This window comes from Streptomyces spiralis, from assembly GCF_014654675.1.
GTDB classification, from domain to species: domain Bacteria; phylum Actinomycetota; class Actinomycetes; order Streptomycetales; family Streptomycetaceae; genus Streptomyces; species Streptomyces spiralis.
In genome coordinates this window covers 58,306-76,595 of record NZ_BNBC01000003.1, presented here as the reverse complement: position 1 = coordinate 76,595, position 18,290 = coordinate 58,306, and the positions used below count along the sequence as shown (strand labels likewise).

The 18,290-nt window shown below is 70.9% G+C and carries 17 protein-coding genes; 7 read left to right on the top strand and 10 right to left on the bottom strand.

The window, feature by feature from the left end; genetic code table 11:
* The first annotated feature begins 247 nt into the window (after positions 1–247).
* Positions 248–2,122, top strand: a complete 1,875-nt coding sequence (locus tag IE318_RS04660; protein ID WP_189896664.1) for a CocE/NonD family hydrolase — start codon at positions 248–250, stop codon at positions 2,120–2,122.
* A 181-nt stretch (positions 2,123–2,303) separates the two neighbouring features.
* Here IE318_RS04660 and IE318_RS04655 read toward each other — a convergent pair whose 3' ends face one another.
* The 7 genes from IE318_RS04655 to IE318_RS04625 form a co-directional block, all read right to left on the bottom strand.
* Positions 2,304–4,184, bottom strand: a complete 1,881-nt coding sequence (locus IE318_RS04655; protein WP_189896662.1) for a DUF2264 domain-containing protein — start codon at positions 4,182–4,184, stop codon at positions 2,304–2,306.
* The gene (locus tag IE318_RS04650) at positions 4,181–5,164 is read right to left on the bottom strand and encodes a hydroxyacid dehydrogenase (protein WP_189897119.1); all 984 of its coding nucleotides are present in this window, start codon (positions 5,162–5,164) and stop codon (positions 4,181–4,183) included. Before IE318_RS04650 ends, IE318_RS04655 begins: the two co-directional genes overlap by 4 nt.
* Positions 5,165–5,187: 23 nt before the next feature.
* Positions 5,188–6,051 carry a carbohydrate ABC transporter permease gene (locus IE318_RS04645; protein ID WP_189896660.1) on the bottom strand — a complete coding sequence of 288 codons (864 nt, stop codon included), beginning with the start codon at positions 6,049–6,051 and terminating at the stop codon, positions 5,188–5,190.
* Entirely contained in the window at positions 6,048–7,031 is a 984-nt protein-coding gene (locus IE318_RS04640; RefSeq protein ID WP_189896658.1) for a carbohydrate ABC transporter permease, read from the bottom strand. Before IE318_RS04640 ends, IE318_RS04645 begins: the two co-directional genes overlap by 4 nt.
* Before the next feature lie 31 nt (positions 7,032–7,062).
* Positions 7,063–8,415 (bottom strand): ABC transporter substrate-binding protein, encoded by a 1,353-nt coding sequence (locus IE318_RS04635; RefSeq protein WP_189896656.1) that lies wholly within the window; start codon positions 8,413–8,415, stop codon positions 7,063–7,065.
* 112 nt (positions 8,416–8,527) lie between these two features.
* Positions 8,528–9,670, bottom strand: a complete 1,143-nt coding sequence (locus tag IE318_RS04630) for a substrate-binding domain-containing protein (RefSeq protein ID WP_189896653.1) — start codon at positions 9,668–9,670, stop codon at positions 8,528–8,530.
* Between the two features lie 149 nt (positions 9,671–9,819).
* Entirely contained in the window at positions 9,820–10,401 is a 582-nt protein-coding gene (locus tag IE318_RS04625) for a flavodoxin family protein (RefSeq protein ID WP_030184976.1), read from the bottom strand.
* A gap of 170 nt (positions 10,402–10,571) precedes the next feature.
* On the opposite strand from IE318_RS04625, the gene IE318_RS04620 reads away from it, so the two are divergent.
* Positions 10,572–11,225 (top strand): YdcF family protein, encoded by a 654-nt coding sequence (locus IE318_RS04620; RefSeq protein WP_189896651.1) that lies wholly within the window; start codon positions 10,572–10,574, stop codon positions 11,223–11,225.
* On the opposite strand, the gene IE318_RS04615 is transcribed toward IE318_RS04620, so the two are convergent.
* Complete coding sequence (locus IE318_RS04615; protein WP_189896649.1) at positions 11,191–12,663, bottom strand: hypothetical protein; 1,473 nt, start codon at positions 12,661–12,663, stop codon at positions 11,191–11,193. The two genes, IE318_RS04620 and IE318_RS04615, sit on opposite strands and share 35 nt — an antisense overlap.
* Before the next feature lie 61 nt (positions 12,664–12,724).
* On the opposite strand from IE318_RS04615, the gene IE318_RS04610 reads away from it, so the two are divergent.
* The 4 genes from IE318_RS04610 (at position 12,725) to IE318_RS04595 (ending at position 14,421) form a co-directional block, all read left to right on the top strand.
* The gene (locus tag IE318_RS04610) at positions 12,725–13,456 is read left to right on the top strand and encodes a TetR/AcrR family transcriptional regulator (RefSeq protein WP_189896647.1); all 732 of its coding nucleotides are present in this window, start codon (positions 12,725–12,727) and stop codon (positions 13,454–13,456) included.
* Between the two features lie 94 nt (positions 13,457–13,550).
* Positions 13,551–13,808: an early set domain-containing protein gene (locus IE318_RS46480; RefSeq protein WP_373311067.1), complete on the top strand. Its 258-nt coding sequence runs from the start codon at positions 13,551–13,553 to the stop codon at positions 13,806–13,808.
* The gene (locus IE318_RS04600) at positions 13,787–13,981 is read left to right on the top strand and encodes a hypothetical protein (protein WP_229903333.1); all 195 of its coding nucleotides are present in this window, start codon (positions 13,787–13,789) and stop codon (positions 13,979–13,981) included. The genes IE318_RS46480 and IE318_RS04600 overlap by 22 nt, the downstream gene beginning before the upstream one ends.
* A gap of 101 nt (positions 13,982–14,082) precedes the next feature.
* Positions 14,083–14,421, top strand: a complete 339-nt coding sequence (locus tag IE318_RS04595; RefSeq protein WP_189897116.1) for a MaoC/PaaZ C-terminal domain-containing protein — start codon at positions 14,083–14,085, stop codon at positions 14,419–14,421.
* Between the two features lie 60 nt (positions 14,422–14,481).
* Here IE318_RS04595 and IE318_RS04590 read toward each other — a convergent pair whose 3' ends face one another.
* Positions 14,482–15,300 carry a DUF1028 domain-containing protein gene (locus IE318_RS04590; protein ID WP_189896644.1) on the bottom strand — a complete coding sequence of 273 codons (819 nt, stop codon included), beginning with the start codon at positions 15,298–15,300 and terminating at the stop codon, positions 14,482–14,484.
* A 199-nt stretch (positions 15,301–15,499) separates the two neighbouring features.
* On the opposite strand from IE318_RS04590, the gene IE318_RS04585 reads away from it, so the two are divergent.
* The gene (locus IE318_RS04585; RefSeq protein ID WP_189896641.1) at positions 15,500–16,594 is read left to right on the top strand and encodes a glycoside hydrolase family 18 protein; all 1,095 of its coding nucleotides are present in this window, start codon (positions 15,500–15,502) and stop codon (positions 16,592–16,594) included.
* Between the two features lie 270 nt (positions 16,595–16,864).
* On the opposite strand, the gene IE318_RS04580 is transcribed toward IE318_RS04585, so the two are convergent.
* Positions 16,865–18,178 carry a Cmx/CmrA family chloramphenicol efflux MFS transporter gene (locus tag IE318_RS04580; RefSeq protein ID WP_189896639.1) on the bottom strand — a complete coding sequence of 438 codons (1,314 nt, stop codon included), beginning with the start codon at positions 18,176–18,178 and terminating at the stop codon, positions 16,865–16,867.
* Between the last annotated feature and the right edge of the window lie 112 nt (positions 18,179–18,290).

Here is an 18,290-nt window from a genome sequence, read left to right as displayed (position 1 = left end):
CACCATCGGGCCACCGCATCAGTAACACAAGGGACATGACGCCGCATTGACGGTGTTCCGTCACGATCATAGGCTCGCTGTCCGTCGGCTCCCGCTCGCGCCCGTACCTGTTTCACGCTGCTTCCGGGTGTGTTCGTGCGCCCGGCGCCGGCCCGCGCACGCCACACCGGGCCAGGGGCCGCTGTTCGACCGGCACCACCGGCACCACCTGCACCACCCCGTAACTCGCCATTTTCGGGAGGAGCATGTGAACAGACGTCGCGCGGCTGTCCGGGCCGCGTCCGCGCTCGCCATCACCCTGGCGCTGACCGGCGCGCTCACCGGCCCCGCGGCCGCCACACCCGGCGCCGCGGCACACGCCGAGACGACAGCGGTCGCCACCGCGACCGACCCCGTCACGCACGAGCAGAACGACCGTGTCCCCGAGGGCTCGGTGTGGACCCAGCACTACTTCCCGTCCTCCGATCACTCCGGCACCGAACTGCACGCGGACGTTCTGCTGCCCGAGGGCATGAGAGCGGGCCAGAAGGTGCCGGTCATCCTGTCGATCGGCCCGTACTTCGGGCACACCGGCCAGACGGGCCCCGAGGGATGGACACACACGGGACCCTCGTCCCGCTTCGGGGACTTCATCGAGGGAACCGACCTGTTCCACCACGGATACGCCTTCGTCATGGTGGACCTGCGCGGCTTCGGCGGCTCCACGGGCTGCCTGGACTGGGGCGGCCCCGGTGAACAGGCGGACGTCAGGGCCGCCGTGTCCTGGGCCGCCCACCAGCCGTGGTCCACCGGCGCGGTGGGCATGTACGGCAAGTCGTACGACGCCGTCACCGGCCTCATCGGCAACGACCTGGACCAGGACGCGCTCAAGGCCGTCGTCGCCCAGGAACCGCTGTGGGACATGTACCCGTACATCTACTCCAACGGCGTGCCCCGCCCGAACGTCACCGGCACCGCCAACGCCTACAACGGCATCGCCACCATGCCCCCGATGCCGGACGACGACCCCCACTACCAGGCCAACGCCCGCTGGGAGGAGACACACCCGGAGTGCCTCACCGAGAACTCCGCCGGGTACCGGATATCCGACCGGTCGGACCCGTACTGGAAGGCGCGCGACCTGGCGAGGATGGCCAGGGGAACCGACACGCCGCTGTTCGTCACCCAGGGCTTCATCGAGAACAACACCAAGCCCGAGGAGATGCAGGAGTACCTGGACAACCACCGGGGCCCCGAGCGCGGGTGGCTCGGCCAGTGGGACCACGTGCGCGGCGGCGACCGCGTCGGTGACGGACGTCTGGCCATGGGCCGCGAGGGCTGGTACGACGAGACGCTCTCCTTCTACGACCAGTACCTCAAGCACATCAGGCCGACGGTCCGCTACCCCGCCTACGCCGTCGAGGACTCCACCGGCGCCTGGCGCGCCCAGCGCACCTGGCCGGTCGTCGAACGGTCCGTCACCCTTCCCCTCGGCAACGGCTCCTACATCGACGACGGCGGAGCCTCCGCCCGCCAGGCCCTGGGCATCAACGTCGACCCGGCGCCGCGGCAGGCACAGCCGTCGGGCCGCTGGGACATGGAGAACGCGCCGGACACCGATCAGCCCGCTCCCCAGGGGCTGGCCAAGGGGCTGGCGAAGCTCCAGAAGGCCGGCGAGGTCACCTCGAGCTTCTTCGTGTGGTCGAAGCCGACCGCGCTCAACGTACGCGTCACCGGCACTCCGCAGATCTCCCTGACCGCCAAGGGCGAAGGCAACGTCATGCTCAAGCTGTACGACGTCGCCCCGGACGGCACTGCCGTGATGTTCGACGAGCAGGTCTCCCTGCTGGACTCGGGACGGATGACCGTCGATCTCAAGGCGACCGACTGGACGCTGGCGGCCGGGCACGTTCTGGCCGTGGAGATCGGTTCCATCCAGACCGGCTCCTGGCGTGACACGCCGTCGGGCCAGACCATCGACGTCAAGGGTGCCAAACTCAGGCTGGCCCTGGACGACCCGTCCGACGACGTCGCCACGCCCGGCGCCCGGTCACCGTTCCTGGACACCTACCTGCGCCAGTACACGGTGGACCTGCCGGCCGGTCCGGCGACGTTCACGGTGACACCAGGCGGTCACCTCTGACCCACCGGGCCGGCGCCCGCCACCACGGTCTCCGGGATGCCCCGGAGCGCCGGCCGGCGCCGGCCCGCCGACCACCGCCTCGCGCGGTCGTGTCCCGGGCGCGCCTGTCCGAATCCGTGCGCCCGGGCCCCGGCCGCATCCCGCCACGCCACGCCCCCGCGGTGGGGCGCAGGCGGCTCCGTCAGATCTGTGCCGTCGTGACGCGCAGCGGTTCGAATGTCACGACGGTCTGCGGGCCGTCGGCCCAGCGCACCCGCAACTCCCCGTCCGCCCAAATCACTTCGGCGACGGCGTCGGCGAGTGGCGGGGCATCGGCGTCCGCTCCCAAGCCGGCCAGCGCGACGAACACCGCCGTGCCCTGAACGTCCGCCGAGAGCCGGGGGATCCGCACCCACGGCTCGTACGCCGTGCCCTCGGGCGCACGCACCTGATCCGGCTCACCCCAGCCGTGCAGCCCCACCAGATCGGAGCGGAGCGCCTGCGTGGCCCACCCGGTGAGCGTGACCCGTGCCCCGTACGGCGCCCCGACCACGCGGTGGATCCGCAGTTCGTGACGCCCACGCGCCACGGTCACGCTCTCGACGCGCAGCCCGGGCACCATCGGCGGCCCCGAGTCGAACACCGGCCGGTGCCAGGAGGCCGCCCAGCCCCACCCGTCGCCCCCTCCCGCGCCGAGTGGACGGACGCGCCGCCGCGCGCTGGGGATGCCGCCGACCTCCACGGACAGATGGTTGTCCGCGATGTTGTCCCGGGACGTGGGGCCGGTGTGCGTGGAGTAGGCCTGGCGGCCGTACAGCGGGTCGTCCTCCGCCGCGGACTCGCCCTCGTACGGCCGGACGTGGTCACTGCCGTGGTTGTGCAGACGCACGATCCCGTCGGCCCCGGTCGACTGCACCAACAGCCCGGGCGCGGGCAGCGCGAGCACCCGGTCGGGGCCCTCGCTCGGGGCTCGCTCCTCGGTCGCCGTCCACAGCGGGTGGTCCTCCGGCGCGAGCAGCGCGACGAAGGCCTTCGACGCCCAGTACGGGGACGCGGGGCCGGAGTAGCTTTGCAGCGTGGCGGCGTGCGGGCCGTGCCAGCCCAGGCTGAGGAGCCCTTCGTCCGTCACCGCGCCCCGGTCGAGGAAGTAGCGCAGGCTGCCGCTGATCAGACGGCGTGACGTGCCCGGGGACAGCGGTGTGTGACCCGTGACGGCACCCACGCCGACCGCGGCCGCCGCCGCGAACCGGTAGGTCAGCGAGCGCCCGAAGTGGATCGGCGCCCCGTCGGCGCCGAAGAGGAGGGAGAAGCCCTCCAGATGCTCGCGCAGCCGCGGCCCGAACCGGCCCGACAGCACCGAGTCGTCCGACAGATGGGCGTGGAGCAGCGGATACAGGTGCAGCGCCCACCCGTTGTAGTGGTCGAAGGCCCGCCCGTCGCCGTCCGCGTACCAGCCGTCGCCCCGGTACCACGTCTCCATCAGGTCCAGCGCCCGCTCCATGGCCCGCGCCGTCGCCCGGTCGCCGCGGCCGACGGATTCCAGGAACGAGGCCACCATGAACGGGAAGAGGTACCAGTTGTTCGGCGCGGGGGTGTGCGTGACGGCGCCGCGCAGCCACGTCTCGGCCCGGTCCTGGACGTCGCCGTCGAGCCGGTCCCACAGCCACGGCCGGGTCAGGGACAGGCCGAGCGCCACCGACGCCGACTCGACCATCGGCTGGCCCTGCACATGGTGGTCGAGGATCAGCGGCCACGACTCGGCGTCGTCGCGGCCCGGTGTGCGGGTGCCCGCCGCGAGTCCGTCCGCGTACCGCTCCAGCCAGCCGTGCCCGTCCTTGCCGCCGGCGCCCGCGACGCGGAAGCCGGCCGCCAGGAACGTACGGGCGTAGCCCTCCAGGCCGTCCGAGCGGACACCGGACCGGGAGGGACGGCCCGGCAGGTCCAGCAGGGCGCCGCCGGGGGTCGCCCAGCGCCAGGCGGCGCCGAGCAGCCCGTCGGCGACGGCTTCCCAATGCGCCCGGGTGTAGCCCGTGTACGGGCTCAGCTCCCGGTTCTCGGCGGGCAGGTCGAAGGGGATGCTCATGCGAGGAACGCCAGCCTTTCGCGTCGTACGGGATGGGCGAGTTTCGTGCCCGCGGCCCAGCGGGCCACCTCGCCGACGGCCGAGTCGGCGAGCCGTTCCCACTCACTGCCCTGGGAACCGGCTAGGTGGGGGGTGATCAGTGCGTTCGGGCAGTCCCACAGCGGGTGGTCGGCGGGCAGGACCTCGGGGTCCGTCACGTCGAGCACGGCCCGGATACGGCCCGCGCGCACCACGTCGGTGAGCGCGTCCTGATCGACGACCGCCCCGCGGGAGGTGTTGATCAGTACGGCGTTCGTGCGCATCGCGCCCAGCAGCTCACGGCTGACGAGGCCGCGGGTGGCGGGCAGCAGTGGCGTGTGGACGCTCACCAGGTCGCTGCGGGAGAAGAGATCGGGCAGGTCCACTCGCTCCACGCCCATGTCGGCGGCTTCCGCCACGGTGACGTACGGGTCGTGCAGCAGCACCTCGTAGTCGAAGGGGCGCAGCAGTTCGATGACGCGCCGGCCGATCAGGGAGGCGGAGAGGATGCCCACTGTGCGGCGGTAGTTGCCCACCTGCCCCTGCGAGGTGCGGAGCCAGTCGTCGCGCTCACGGGTGCGCCGGTAGTCGCGGGCCCGTTCCAGCACGTGCTTGCCGTGCAGCAGGATCATGGCGAGCGTGTACTCGGCGACCGGCAGCGCGTTGGCCGCGGCCGCTGAGGACACCTCGATACCGCGGTCCCAGCAGGCGTCGGTGACGTGCCCGCGCACCGAGCCGGCCGCGTGCACGACGGCCTTGAGCCGGGGTGCTGCCGCGAGGACGCCGGCGTCGAGTGGCGGGCACCCCCAGCCGGTGACGAGCACCTCGACATCGGCGAGGACGCCCTTGGCGCGTGCCGTCTTCAGGTCGTCGAGGACGGGCAGCGGCGCCAGGTCGCACACGTCCCGGAGCGCGGCCAGCGCGCGCGGGGTGAAGACGGCGGCAGCCGCCTCGGCGGACATGGCCAGCGCCGCGCGTGGCTTGCTCACTTGACCGCCCCCGCCGTCAGACCGGACCGCCAGAACCGTTGCAGGAGGACGAACGCGAGGATGAGGGGGAGGACCGCCAGGAGCGAGCCCGTGATCACCACCGGGTAGTACTCGGGCGAGACGGACGCCTGGCTGTTCCACTGGTACAGGCCCAGGCTCACGGGATACAGGTCCTGGTTGGAGAGCATCACCATCGGGAGGAAGAAGTTGTTCCAGATCGCCGTCAGCTGGAAGAGGAAGACCGTGACCAGGCCGGGGCCCAGCATGCGCAGCGACACGCGTACGTACGTCGTCAGCTCGCCCGCGCCGTCGACCCGGGCCGCCTCGAGAACCTCGTCGGGCACATAGCCCTGGGCGAAGATGCGGCCCAGGTACACGCCGAACGGGTTGAACAGGACGGGGATGAACACCGACCAGAAGGTGTTCACGACCCCGGTCTCGGACGCGATCAGGTACAGCGGCAGCGCGAGCACCGTCTGCGGCACCATCACGGCCGCCAGCACGAGGCCGAACAGCTTCTCCTTGTGCCGGAAGTGGTACTTGTCGAAGGCGTACCCGCAGCCGATGCTGATCAGCGCGCCGAGCGCCGCGCCCAGGACGGCGTACAGCAGGCTGTTGCCGTACCACCGCCCGTACAGTCCGCCGTCCATGGCGAACAGGTCCTTGAGGTTCTGGACGAGGGAGAAGTCGCTGAACGACAGGATGCTGCTGCTGAACAGGGCGTCGCGGGACTTCGACGCGGCGAGCAGCAGCCACAGCACCGGCAGCAGCGTGTACAGGGCGGAGATCGCGACGACGACGTTGACGGTCGCCCGGCCCAGCAGGCGCGGGCGCAGCAAGGTGGAGTCCATGGCGCTCATCGGGCGTGCTCCTCGGCCTTCTCGACGCGGTTGGTCCAGCGGGTGACCCCGTAGGAGATGGCGATGGTGATGATCAGCAGGATCACCGACGCGGCGGCCGCGAGTGAGTAGTTGTTGCGGCTGAAGGCCGCGTCGTAGATGTACATGCTCGGCGAGAACCGGGTGTTGATCATCTGCGAGGACTGGTGGAGCAGCATCGGTTCGGTGAACAGCTGCAGTGCCCAGATCAGCGTGAACATCGCGACCATGACGATCGAGGAGCGCACGAGCGGCGCCTTGACCTGGAGTGCGGTGCGCACCGGTCCCGCGCCGTCGACCACGGACGCCTCCAGCACCTCACGGGGGACCGCCTGGAGGGCGGCGTAGAAGACGACCATGTTGTAGCCGAGGTTGCTCCACAGGGCGATGTTCACGATGGAGGGCAGCGTGGTGTGCAGGCCGAGGAAGTCGACCGTGATGTCGGCCTTGCCGAGGGCCTCGATGACCGGGCTGATGCCGGGCGTGTACAGGTACAGCCAGATCAGGGCGGCGATGATGCCGGGCACCGCGTGCGGCAGGAACAGGCCCAACTGGGCCCAGGAGCGCAGCCGGACGACACCGGAGTCCAGCAGCAGGGCGAGCGCCAGGGAGCCGATCACCATCAGCGGGATGTAGATCACGCAGTACAGCCCGACCGTACCGAGCCCGGACAGGAACGTCGGGTCGGTGACCACGGCGGCGTACGAGCGCAACCCCACGAACACGGTGCGCTCGGGGCCGAAACCGAGGCCCGGCTGGTCGTCGCTGAAGAAGCTCAGCCACACCGCCGTGCCGACCGGGATCAGGAAGACGAGAAGGAGAAGGAGGAAGAAGGGCGCCATCAGAACGCCCGCGGCGCCGTTGCGGCGGCGCTGTGCCGAACGCTGTGCCTTGCGCCGGGAGACGTCCGCCGCCTGCGGCGGGGCGGCCTGCGCCGTTCGGACGTGGGCTGTCGCGGTCATGGGGTCACCTGCCTCTCGGGGGTGCGGGCGTTCACGTCGAGTGCTGGGTGGTGGTCAGGCCCAGCGCCTTGAGGTCGGGCATCGTGCCGTCCTGCGCGGCGCGCATGGCCGACAGGATCGTGCCCGAGCCGGCTCCGGCACGGGCGAACGCGTCCTGCATGACGTAGCCGGTGGCGGTCATGCGCGGGCCCCACACCCAGCCGTCGCGGATCTTGTGGGCCTCCTCCTCGAACAGCCGGTAGATGTCCTGGCCGCCGTAGTACGACCGGTCGAAGGCGGCGCGTCCCACGGGGATGAGTCCGGTCGCGGCCGGGTACTGGCTGCTCGCGCCGCTGGACAGCCGGGCCCTGAGGGCGTCGGGGTGCGCTACCTGCCACTCGATGAACTCCATGGCGGCTTCGGGGTGCTTGCTGTCCTTGGTGACGGCGAACGTCGAGCCGCCGTGGGTGCCGAGCGCCGGCCTGCCGGGGGTCCACTGGGGGAGCGGGGCGATGCGCCACTTGCCCTTCTGCTCCGGGCGCGCGTTCATCTGCGCGCCCGCGTCCCAGGCGCCGCTGAGCCGGGTCAGGACCAGGCCGTTGCCGATCTGCGCGTCGTAGAGGCGGGAGGTGGAGGAGTTGCAGTAGACGAGGCCCTCGTCGATGAGCCGCTGCCAGTACGCGGCCACCTTCCGGGTCGGGGCGTCCGCCATGGACACGTTCCAGGCACCCTTGGAGATGTCGAACCACTGTGCTCCGGCCTGCCAGCACCAGGCGGCCATCTGCGACATGCCGTCGGTGGGGAACGTGGCGATCCTGCGGCCCCCTCCTGTGCGGCGCACCCGGCGGGCCAGCTCGGCGTACTCGTCCCAGGTGGTGGGGACGTCGAAGCCGAACTTGTCGAACAGGTCCTTGCGGTAGTGCAGCACCATGGGCTCGAGGTCGAGCGGCACGCTGTACGTGCGCTTCTCGAACGTCGTCTGGCCCAGTGACTGGGGCAGCAGCTTGGCCCTCAGCTCGTCGCTGATCACCGAGGTGATGTCGCGGGCGACGCCGTCGATCGCGAAGCCCGGGAGCTGGGGGTACTCGATGGTGGCGACGTCGGGTGCGTTGCCCGCGCGTGCCGCGTTGCTCAGCTTGAGATATCCACCCTGCGTGCCGGAGGGGATCTGCTCGAAGTCGACCTGGATGTGGTCGTGGGTCTTGTTGAACGCGTCCACCACCTGCTGGCTGCCGCGCAGTGCGGACCAGAAGGTGATGGTGGTCGTGCCTTTGGTACCGGACTTGCTGCTGCTCCCGGATCGGGCGGATGCGCTGTCGTTCCCGCTGCAGGCGCCCAGGGCACCCGTCAGCGGCAGCGCGGTGATCGCGGCGAGCACGGATCGACGGCTCTGTCGACCAGGCATGGGCGCCTCCCGCGGCTCCTGCGGCTCCTGCATGTTCGAGTCACGGGAATACTGATCGACTGAACCGATCGGGTCAATAGATCGATCAGAAGAAAATGAAACGGTCAAACGCTCATTCCGGGACGGCGGTTGGCTCCGGACTCGACGGCGTGTTCGGTGCCTGCGTGGAACCACGCACCTTCAGCGCCGGCAGCAGCTCCACCCGCCGCACGGGCGCGGCCGCCCCTCCGGGGTCCCGCAGGTCGAGCCGGCGCAGCAGCAGCTCCGCCGCCGCGCGGCCGACGTCCGCCTTCGGCGGGGACACGGCCGTCAGGGGAGTGCTGCCGAGCGCCGCGACCACGTCGTCGTAGGCGACCACGGAGCAGTCCTCCGGGACCCGCACGCCGTTGTCGCGCAGTGACTGCACCAGCATCAGAGCGTCGACGTCGCCGTGCAGCACGGCCGCGGTCGCTCCCAACTCGGCAATCAAGGAGTGGAGTTCGACCGGCGCCGCCGCGCTCCCGGCCGTCGGGTCGGGCGCCGCACCCGGCGAGCTGAGCGTCACGAGCCACTTGTCGACGTCCGGGTGGTCCGCCGCGATCTCGGTGAAGGCGGCACGAATGGCGCGCGCGGTCGGACTGTCGTCGCGCGCGGCGAGCACGATGCGCCGATGTCCCAGTTCCGTGAGGTGGCCGACGGCGAGATGGATGCCGTACCAGTGGTCCGTGCAGACGGTGTCCACGGCGTGGAGCGCACTGCCGCGCCGCGGCCTGCGCTCCATCACCACCGCGGGCACCTCCAGGCGCGACAGCCAGGCGTAGTCCTCCTCCTCCGTGGCGCGGGTGCGCCAGCGCGGAGCGATCAGCAGGCCGCGCGCGCCGTCCGCCAACGCCCGCTCCACAAGAGACCGTTCGGCCCCGGGGCCGGTCGGCGCGATGTGCAGCGCGATACGGATCCCGGCCTCTTCGAACGCGGTCCGGGCGCCGTGCAGCGCCTCGTACAGATACGCGTGGCGCTCGGGCACCACGACCGCGACCGGACCGCCGTCGGCCGGCGGCGGCTCGGGTGCGGCGACCTGCTCCGTCTCGGGCAGCACCGGGCGGGCCACGCCGTGACCGCGGCGCAGCTTGCCCTCGCGGGCCAGCTCCTCCACGTCCCTGCGGACGGTCACCACCGACACTGCGAGTTCCTCGGCGAGATCGCTGACCCGGGTCGCCCCCCGCGACCGCACCGCCGCGAGGATCCGCTGGCGCCTGAGATCGACCGGTTCGCGCATGCTGATGGCCCCCTCACAACCCGCTGTTCGTTTGAGCGCTTCGCTGAACGCTTCGTCGGCAGCATAACCAGGGGTGCCGGGCGGGGTCAGCGCTCGGCGGCTTTCGTTTCCGGTGGGACGCGCTCGACCGGGCGGGGCGGGTGAGCCCGTCAGTCCTCCTCGTAGGGGAAGCGGACGAGCGGGGCTTCCCTGCTGAAGAACGTCTTGGCCCGGACGGCGGCCCGCTCGTCGTCTAGTACCTGCCCCGGCCGGGAGCCGTTGCCGAGCAGCACGCCGCCGAAGCGCATGCCCATGTACGCGGCGCTGTGGTGCAGACTGAGCACCAGCGGCTGAGCCACCACCTCCTCGCGGTGCGCCATCGCCGTCACGCCCCACAGGGTGCGGCCGGCCATCTTCGCCTTGAAGCCCGGATCCGGGGTGGTCAGCCACTTCGACCAGTAGTCGAGGTACCGCTTGGCGTACGACGACAGGGAGTACCAGTACAACGGGGACACGATCACGACGTCGGTGGCGGCGAGCGTCGCCTGCCGCAGCAGCTCCTCGTTCTCCTGCTCCGGCCAGGGCGCGTCGGCGTGCCGCGCGTCGACGAAGTCGGGAAGGCGGAGCTGGGTCAGGTCCAGCCATCGCTGCTCGGTGGCGCTCGGCAACTGTTCCGCCGCGGCTCGGGCCAGCTGTTCGGTGTTGCCGTCCGATCGCGCGCCGGCGAGGAGAAAGAGGAACGAGCGGGTCATGTGCGCTCCAGAGGTCGGACAGTTGACTTCTCCGCATCCAACCTTGATCGACGCCGCGGTATTTCCCCCTCTCGCACCGACGGCGGCCTCGACGCGCCGGCTGCGCCCGTGCGCTCCCCGCCTGCCAGACCTGATTGATCACGACTCGACACGCCCCCTAGAGTCGCCGCATGCGACGAAGGACCGTACTGGCGGTAGCCGGGGCAGCGGCCCTGGCCTGGGGCGAGTGGTTGAACTGGCGCTGGTCCCGAACTCTCGTGGGGAGGACGGCGGAGAGTGGGGGCGCGTCCGAGGCCGTGGTCGTGCTGGGTTTCCGGAACCCTCAAGCGACGGCGAACTTCATCAACCGCTGGCGAGTCCGGGCGGGAATCCGCTCCATCGCCGCGGAGAGCGCGCGTGACACACGTGTGATCTTCAGCGGCGGTGCGGCCGGCGGCGGCGCCACTGAGGCCCAGTTGATGGCTGACTACGCCAAATCGGTGCTCGGGTTCGACGGCACAGTGCTCCTCGAAGACCGATCGAGGACGACATGGGAGAACATCACGAACGTGGCTCCGCTGCTCGAGGGCGTCGCCCGCATCAGGATCGCCTCTCAGCCGGCTCACGCGCTCAAGGCCCGCGCGTACCTGCGGCGGCAGCGCCCCGACCTTGCCGAGAGACTCGTGCGTGCGGACGACTACCGCCCCGGCGAGTGGATGATCGTCAAACCGCTCCTGGCTCTGTACGGACTCCGGACACTCCGCGGCCTCACGGCCGAGGAACGCAAGATCGAGCTCTCGTCGGCCGCTGTCACCGAGTGGTTCCCGCGCGTCGGTCGACCGTGATCGCCGTCGGCTCCGGTGTCGGCTCAGTGGACAGGAACACCGGTGTCACCGAGACCGGGAGGCGGACCAGTGCGCCGTCGCGTTCCACGGGCACCGGTGTGCCGAAGGCGTCGACAGCGTGGGCGGCCGCGTATGGCCAAGGACGCTCGATGCTCGTGACGGGCTGTTCCTCGCCGGCGAATACGTCACCGGCGCTCCACATGACCTCCAGGGGACCGTGCCCCTGCCGCTCCACCTGGAAGAGGCGGAGATCGGGACGATGCTCGGCAAGGATGCGCCGCACATGAGCGACACCCTGTAGCTGCCCGGCCAGGAGCGCGAACGTGTCCGCCGACGGGCGGCGGAGTGTCAGGTCCGTGCCGTCGTAGTCGAGCAGTGCCAGCTTGCCGAAGAGGAAGTCCATCAGGTTGAGCCGGTCGCGGTAGCCGGGGATCTCCGGGGCGAGGTTCCAGCAGACCGTTCGGCTGACGCCGGCGGCCAGGGCGAGGATGTTGCGGGTCACGATCTGGCGGCAGTTGATGCGGTCCCGCCGCGCGGCCAGCTCCGGCGGGCAGTCCGCCAGGAACATCCGCAGGGTGTCCGGGAGCTCAGCCACACGCTCGTACAGGGCGCGCATGGTCCGGCGGTCCGGCGGCTCCTCATCCGGACCCGCGGCGGGTGCGGTGAAGGCCGCGATCATCTCCTGCTGGAACGCGGCCTGCGCCTCGGGGAACTCGAAGAGTGTCGGGCCGTTGTACTCCCCGGCCACCACGGGGCGTTCATAGCCGTGCCTGCGCATCATGGCGCGGGCATCCTCCACGTACGCCGGGATGTCCTGCGGATCGCCGTACAGATTCACGCAGAACAGGTCGTAGTCGTCATGGGCCTGCTCCACCACATGGTCGAAGAAGGCCCGGGCGGGGCTGTCCTGTGGGCTGGACAGCACGTCGTAACCGCAGCCGCCGAGGACGACGCGGGCACCGGGCTCGGCCTCCCGCACGGCCCGGGCGAAAGAAGCGAGCTGCGCCACGTAGTCGTCGGCGGTGCCGTCCCAGAGCAGGCCGGTGTTGCTGGGTTCGTTGTCGCACTGCCAGTACTCGACACGGCCCCGGCAGCGGGAGACCAGGCGATCGATGAAGCGTGCGTAGTGCGCGCTGTCGTTCGCCGGGGACGACGGCAAGAACTTCGAGGGGGTCCGAGTGGCCCACGGCGAACTGGAGCAGACCGTGATCCAGGTCTCGGCGGCCGGGTCCAGCTGGTCGAGGACGGCGTCCACCGCCGTCCAGTCGTAGCGGCCGGGCTGTGGTTCGACCTGGCCCCAGTACACATAGACCCGTACGAGCGTGCCACCCAGTGCCCGGATCTGCGGCACGAAGGCGTCCGGCGCACCGAACAGTCCGTAGCTGATTCCGCGGCAGATACCCAGCCGGATCCCTGGCGGCGTCGCTTCCCTCTCCATCACACTCTCCTCGCGCTTGCGTATACGCCATATACTTTAGCTGATGACGTAAACTGAAGCCGTGGACGAGGTACGACAGCCGGCCGGGGAGCCCGGTGTATCGCTGATCTGGACCCAGCCCGCGCCCAGGCGCCGGCACAGCCCGCTGGATCGCGAGGACATCGTGCGAGCGGCCATGGCCGTCGCCGACGAGGGCGGCGCGGAAGCGCTGACGATGTCCGCGGTGGCCCGACGGCTGGGCCCCTACACGCCTATGTCGCTTTATCGACATGTCCTCAGCAAGGACGGACTCGTCGATCTGATGCTCGACGCCGCCACCGCGGAGATCGCGCTGCCCCCGGTGCCGGGGCCCGACTGGCGGGCAGACCTGCGGGCGGTGGTCATGGAGACCTGGGAGATGGCGAAGCGGCACCTGTGGTACGCCCAGCTCGCCCCGACCCGCCCCCCGCTGGGTCCGCACACGATGCGCCGCACCGAGTTCCAGCTCCGTGTCCTCGCGGGCCAAGGCGCCACACTCGGCCAGGCCGTCGCCTACGCGGCGGTCCTCGACCGTCACGCCTTGGGCAGCGCACAACAGGTGGCCGAGGAGCACGCGATGCGGCGTCGGCTCGGTCTCGACACCCCGCAGCGGCTCACCGAGGCCGTCACCGCAGCTCAAGGGCTGGCCGAACAAGCAGGCTGCGAGCTGCTCGCACGTTGGATGAGCGCACCCTCCGGGCCCGATATGGACGAGCAGTTCGAGATCAGCCTGACCTTTCTGCTCGACGGCATCGAGGCCCGATTGAACCCCTGAGGCCACGAGCGGGGAGGTCTTCGGTTTCCGAAAGGCCCACCCCGCGCTGCGTCCGGCCCCCTTCTACACCGCCTCCGACACCAACGGGAACGGCATGGGCCGGCTCCAGTGGTTCACGCCGGCCGGGAGCGCCCCGGACACCACGTACTGGTCCGATCCCGGCAACCACGCGCTGGCCTGGCGCATCGACGGCACGGAGTTCTCCGATCCCAGCAGCGCGCTGTACGTCGGGTACAACGGCTGGTCCGGCGACGTCGACTTCACCCTGCCCTCACCGGGGCCCGCCTGCGCTGCACGAGCATCTCCCTGTGCTACCAGCCGTGCGGCACGTTGCTCGGCGGTACCACCCTGATCATCGGCCAGTTCCTGCTGAACCGAACCGGATCGATCAGCGTCGTCATCGGATACGTCGTCTTCCAGGTCGCCCTGACCCTCGGCTGCATGCTTCTGCTGCTCAAGCGCCTCAACCACGACGAGCGGGCCCTGGACGAGCCGGCTCCCGCCACGGTCGCCGTGCCGGCCTGACCCACCCACCGCACACACGCACCCGCCGGCGCCGCCCCCTTCGACCGGGCGCGGCGCCTGACGAGGAGACACATCACGCATGACAGTGACCGGTCCACGGCATCCCGGAGATCAAGCAGCTTGCCGGTCGCGATCTCGGCCACTCCGCATGGGAGGAGGTCACGCAGCAACTCATCGACACCTTCGCCGATGTCTCCGGCGACCACCAGTGGATCCACACCGACACCGGGCGAGCCGCGTACGGACCCTACGGCCGGACCATCGCCCACGGTTACATGATCCTCAGCTTCGGCAGCCGTATCCGCCTGCACGCCTCCATCACCGAGGTGCACGAGGTGAAGCGTGGCGGTGTCCAGATGCACCGTGCCTTCATCTTCGAACTCGAAGGGGCGGCCAAACCGGCGTGCGTCGCCCAGTCCCTCACGCACTTCCACCCGTGACACGTTCGGCCGCGAGCATGCGGGGGAGGAGGTCTGCCGCAGCCGGGAGTCGTGCCGGGGTCAGGCCTCGTCGTGGGCATGGCCGTTCCGAAGACAGGCGAGCACCACCGGGTCGATCTTGCCGGGAACCAGACGGTTCTCGAGATTCTCCACCCCCGCCCACACCTCCAGGGAGGCGTGACCGCGGGCGGTGACCAGGTTCTCGACCTCCTCCTTGAGGTCACCCGACAGCTCCAGCAGGGCGTCCGGGTCGGGCTTGCCGAACAACAGCTCGTGAACGTCCAGCAGGCGCCTCAGCTCCGCTACCGGGTCAGCATGGTCGTCCACGCGCAGGTCGCAGGCGACATCGCTGCCGCCGCCGTACCCGGCACCCGGAGCCACCACATACAGGGCCGCGCTCTGGCGGCCCCGGCGGTCACCGCCCGCGGCGTCGCCCGCCTCCAGCGCCGCGAGCAGCCGCCGGTCGAACGCAACGTCCGGCAAGGAGAGCCAGGCGGACTCCATCGCCTCGATCACCTCCGGCCCGGTGAGGATGTTGCCCTGGATCGCATAGCCGTCGCCCGCCGTCCCACCGGCCCAGTCCAGGCACTCCTCACCCGTGTAGGTCGCTCCGAGGCCCTGGGAGCCCACGATCCCCAGCTGACGGTGCGCGCGATCCCGGTCCATGGCCACGAGACCCGCCACCACGTCCGCGGGCTGCACGCCCGTTCGCAGCAGCGCCAGTCCCTGCGGGAGGTAGCGCAGGTTCGCCGCTGCCTGGGTGGCCACCGCCCCTGCCCCGGCCTCCGCCGCCGGCACCACGGCACCGACCGCCAAGAACTTGCTCGCCACTGCGACACCGAAGGCCTCACCGGACCGGGCCACGATCGAAAACGTCATGAGAGAGGACAGTAGAGCGGCCCGAGCAGCAGCACCAGGAGTCGGAGCGAAGCGAACGCCACCCCAAGAACCGGGTGATGCAAGGGTCCTTGCCGTGCCGCCTCCGGTTGCCCGCCCTCTTGTCGGATTGGTCTGAACCTGCCACGCTGCCCGCGCCACCTCCCGCGTCCCGTAGGCCGCTCCTTCTCCGGAGGCATGTATGCGCCACAGACTCCGCCACCGTCTGCTCGTCGCGCTCGGGTTGCTCGGTGCCCTGCTCGTCCCGCACGCTGCTTCCGCCTCGGCCGCGACCGGTACCCCGCCGCAGGTCTACGGCGCCTGGCACTGCTCGAACGACGCCTGTGTCTGGGGCACCGTCCGCACGGTGGCCGAGTTCGACGCGCAGAACCACTGGCTGATCGACCGCGGGGACGGCCGGCCCTCCGTCAACCTGGTCGTGCTCAGTTTCGTCGAGCCCCTCAAACTGCTGCACGGCACGACCGACGCGACCACGCTGAACGGCGTGCCCAGGGGCATGACCAAGGACATCGTGCAGTACTTCACCTCCCACGGGATCCGCGTGATGCTCTCCATCGGCGGCATCACCTATACGGACTCCTGGGACAGCGCGCTCGCCGAGAACCCCACCCTGCTCGGACAGCGGGCCGCTGCCCTGGCGAGCGACCTGGGCGTCGGCATCGAGATCGACTACGAGCAGAACAGCGGCCCGGACCTCACCGGCCTGCAGTCGTTCATCAGCGCCTACCGGGCCGTGCACCCCTACGACGCCACGGGAGCCGACCCGACGGCCCGTCTGACCATCGACGTCGCCGCCGGTGACCGGTGGCTGATCGACCTCGACCGCAAGGCCACCGCCGACTGGCTGCGCACGGACACCCCCGTGCTCGACTACGCCAACGCGATGGTCCCCTCCCGCCAGCCCTCGACCAGCTCGGCGATCGCCAACTGGCAGGAGCACGTCGACGGCAAGCCGACGTACTCGCCGCCCGTGCCACCGCTGGCACCGGCCAAGTTCACCGGTTCCGTCTACATCAGCGACCAGAGCAAGTCGCTGCCCGAGTGCACGGACTTCGCCAACTCCCTGCAGAACTCCACCGGCTCGTTCACCCGGACCGTCGCCCCCAACGGCGCCGGCACCACCTCCGGCATGCTCGGCTACATGTTCTGGGCCGCCGAACGCCCCTCCACCCGAGGCACCGGCACGACCCCGCCCAACACCTGCGAAGGCGGCGTCGGCGCAGGCGCGACGGCCTACAACATCCCGCTCCCGATGCCGGCCCTGCGGCAGAACTGACACAGAAGGACACGTCCGCGCCGGGCGGCCCGCTCCCCAGGGCGGAGGGCTGCCCGGCGCCCTCAGGGCGCTTCCGGTGGAGCGCGTCCGAAGCGGCCTGCTGCGCGCTCAAGGGGCGCTCGGTACGGTGACCGCCCTCATCTGTGCCCGCCATCGCCGCGCCGTCGGCGGTGGCCGAGACAGCGACAGTGGCGGTGGCAGGGGTGGTGGCGGTGCTCGTGCCGGAGTCGTGGTATCGGCGATCCGCTCCCTACCGGCGGCGCGCCTCCGTCAGTCGCGGCGGGGCACCCCCGCAACCGCCCGCTCGTCGCCGCCGTCGGCGCCGGACACGGCGATGCACGCCGCCGGCGCCGGCGCGCCGTCGTCTTCCACGACGTCCGCTCCACCGGACGTGGCCCGCGCACGAACGCCGCGCGGCGCGCCGGTCCGTACGACGCGGGACCGGCTGTGCAGGCGCAGCGACACGGCCGCCAGCGCGATCGCCACCGAGGCCATGGCCGCGCCCGCCCAAGCGGTGGATGCGAAGCCGAGACCCGCGTCGATCACCGTGCCGCCGAGCCAGGGGCCGCCGGTGTTGCCCAGGTTGAAGGCGGCCGTCGTGGTCGCGCCGGCCAGTGTGGGCGCGGCGCCCGCCACGTTGAACATGCGCGCGTTGAGCGCCGGGGCCGTGTAGAACGCGGAGAAGCCGAGCAGGAACGACAGGGCGACCGCGGCCACCGGGCTCGACGCGAACAGCGCCAGGGCGACCAGCAGCACGGTGGAGGTGGTGATGCCGGAGAGCAGCACGCCGAACAGGTGCGCGTCGGCGACCCGGCCGCCGATCGTCGTACCGACCAGCGCCCCGACGCCGAAGAGCGCCAGCACCGTCGGCACCCAGCCGTCCGCCAGCCCGGCCACGTCGGTGAGCAGCGGCGCCAGGTACGAGAAGGCGCAGAACACCCCGCCTGCCGCGAGCGCGGTCACCCCGATGGAGAGCCAGACCTGGCGGTCCCGGTAGATCGCCAGCTCGCCCTTCAGCGCCGGGCGCCGCTCGGGCAGCGGGATGCGTGGGATCCGGGTCAGCACACCGGCCAGCGCGATCGCGGACGCCAGGGCCACCGCCCAGAACGCCGACCGCCACCCCAGGTGCTCGCCGAGGAAGGCACCGGCCGGCACACCCAGGACGTTGGCGATCGACAGCCCGCCGATCATCACCGCCATCGCCCGGGCCCGTGACGTCACCGGCACCATCGCGATGGCGACGGCCGCGCCGACCGCCCAGAAACCGGCACACGCCAGGGCGCTCACCACCCGCGAGACGAACAGGACTTCGTACGTCGGCGCCAGCGCGCCCGCGACCTGGCCGAGGCCGAACACCGAGATCAGGGCGACGAGCGTCGTCTTGCGGGGCAGGCGCAGCGTCGCCGCCGCGAGCAGCGGCGCGCCGATCACCATGCCGATTGCGAACGCCGATATCAGCAAGCCGGCCTGCGGTATGGACACGTCCATGTCCTCGGCGATGGGCGGCAGCAGCCCGGAGAGCATGAACTCGCTCGTGCCGAGCGCGAACACGGACAGACCGAGGACGTAGACGGCGAGCGGCATGCGAGGAGCCGGGGGCCGTGGGGAAGGAGCGCGCATGACAGGTGCCAACGACACTTTTGCTCCCGTCATTCCCCACGCGCGCTCCCGCTGCCCCGCGAAGACGACGCCGTGT

Coding starts and splice junctions, on each gene's coding strand:
- IE318_RS04655 (WP_189896662.1), bottom strand. CDS start 4,184: ATGAGCATCCCCTTCGACCTGCCCGCCGAGAACCGGGAGCTGAGCCCG.
- IE318_RS04650 (WP_189897119.1), bottom strand. CDS start 5,164: ATGTCCGCCGAGGCGGCTGCCGCCGTCTTCACCCCGCGCGCGCTGGCC.
- IE318_RS04645 (WP_189896660.1), bottom strand. CDS start 6,051: ATGAGCGCCATGGACTCCACCTTGCTGCGCCCGCGCCTGCTGGGCCGG.
- IE318_RS04640 (WP_189896658.1), bottom strand. CDS start 7,031: ATGACCGCGACAGCCCACGTCCGAACGGCGCAGGCCGCCCCGCCGCAG.
- IE318_RS04635 (WP_189896656.1), bottom strand. CDS start 8,415: ATGCCTGGTCGACAGAGCCGTCGATCCGTGCTCGCCGCGATCACCGCG.
- IE318_RS04630 (WP_189896653.1), bottom strand. CDS start 9,670: ATGCGCGAACCGGTCGATCTCAGGCGCCAGCGGATCCTCGCGGCGGTG.
- IE318_RS04625 (WP_030184976.1), bottom strand. CDS start 10,401: ATGACCCGCTCGTTCCTCTTTCTCCTCGCCGGCGCGCGATCGGACGGC.
- IE318_RS04620 (WP_189896651.1), top strand. CDS start 10,572: ATGCGACGAAGGACCGTACTGGCGGTAGCCGGGGCAGCGGCCCTGGCC.
- IE318_RS04615 (WP_189896649.1), bottom strand. CDS start 12,663: ATGGAGAGGGAAGCGACGCCGCCAGGGATCCGGCTGGGTATCTGCCGC.
- IE318_RS46480 (WP_373311067.1), top strand. CDS start 13,551: ATGGGCCGGCTCCAGTGGTTCACGCCGGCCGGGAGCGCCCCGGACACC.
- IE318_RS04590 (WP_189896644.1), bottom strand. CDS start 15,300: ATGACGTTTTCGATCGTGGCCCGGTCCGGTGAGGCCTTCGGTGTCGCA.
- IE318_RS04585 (WP_189896641.1), top strand. CDS start 15,500: ATGCGCCACAGACTCCGCCACCGTCTGCTCGTCGCGCTCGGGTTGCTC.
- IE318_RS04580 (WP_189896639.1), bottom strand. CDS start 18,178: ATGCCGCTCGCCGTCTACGTCCTCGGTCTGTCCGTGTTCGCGCTCGGC.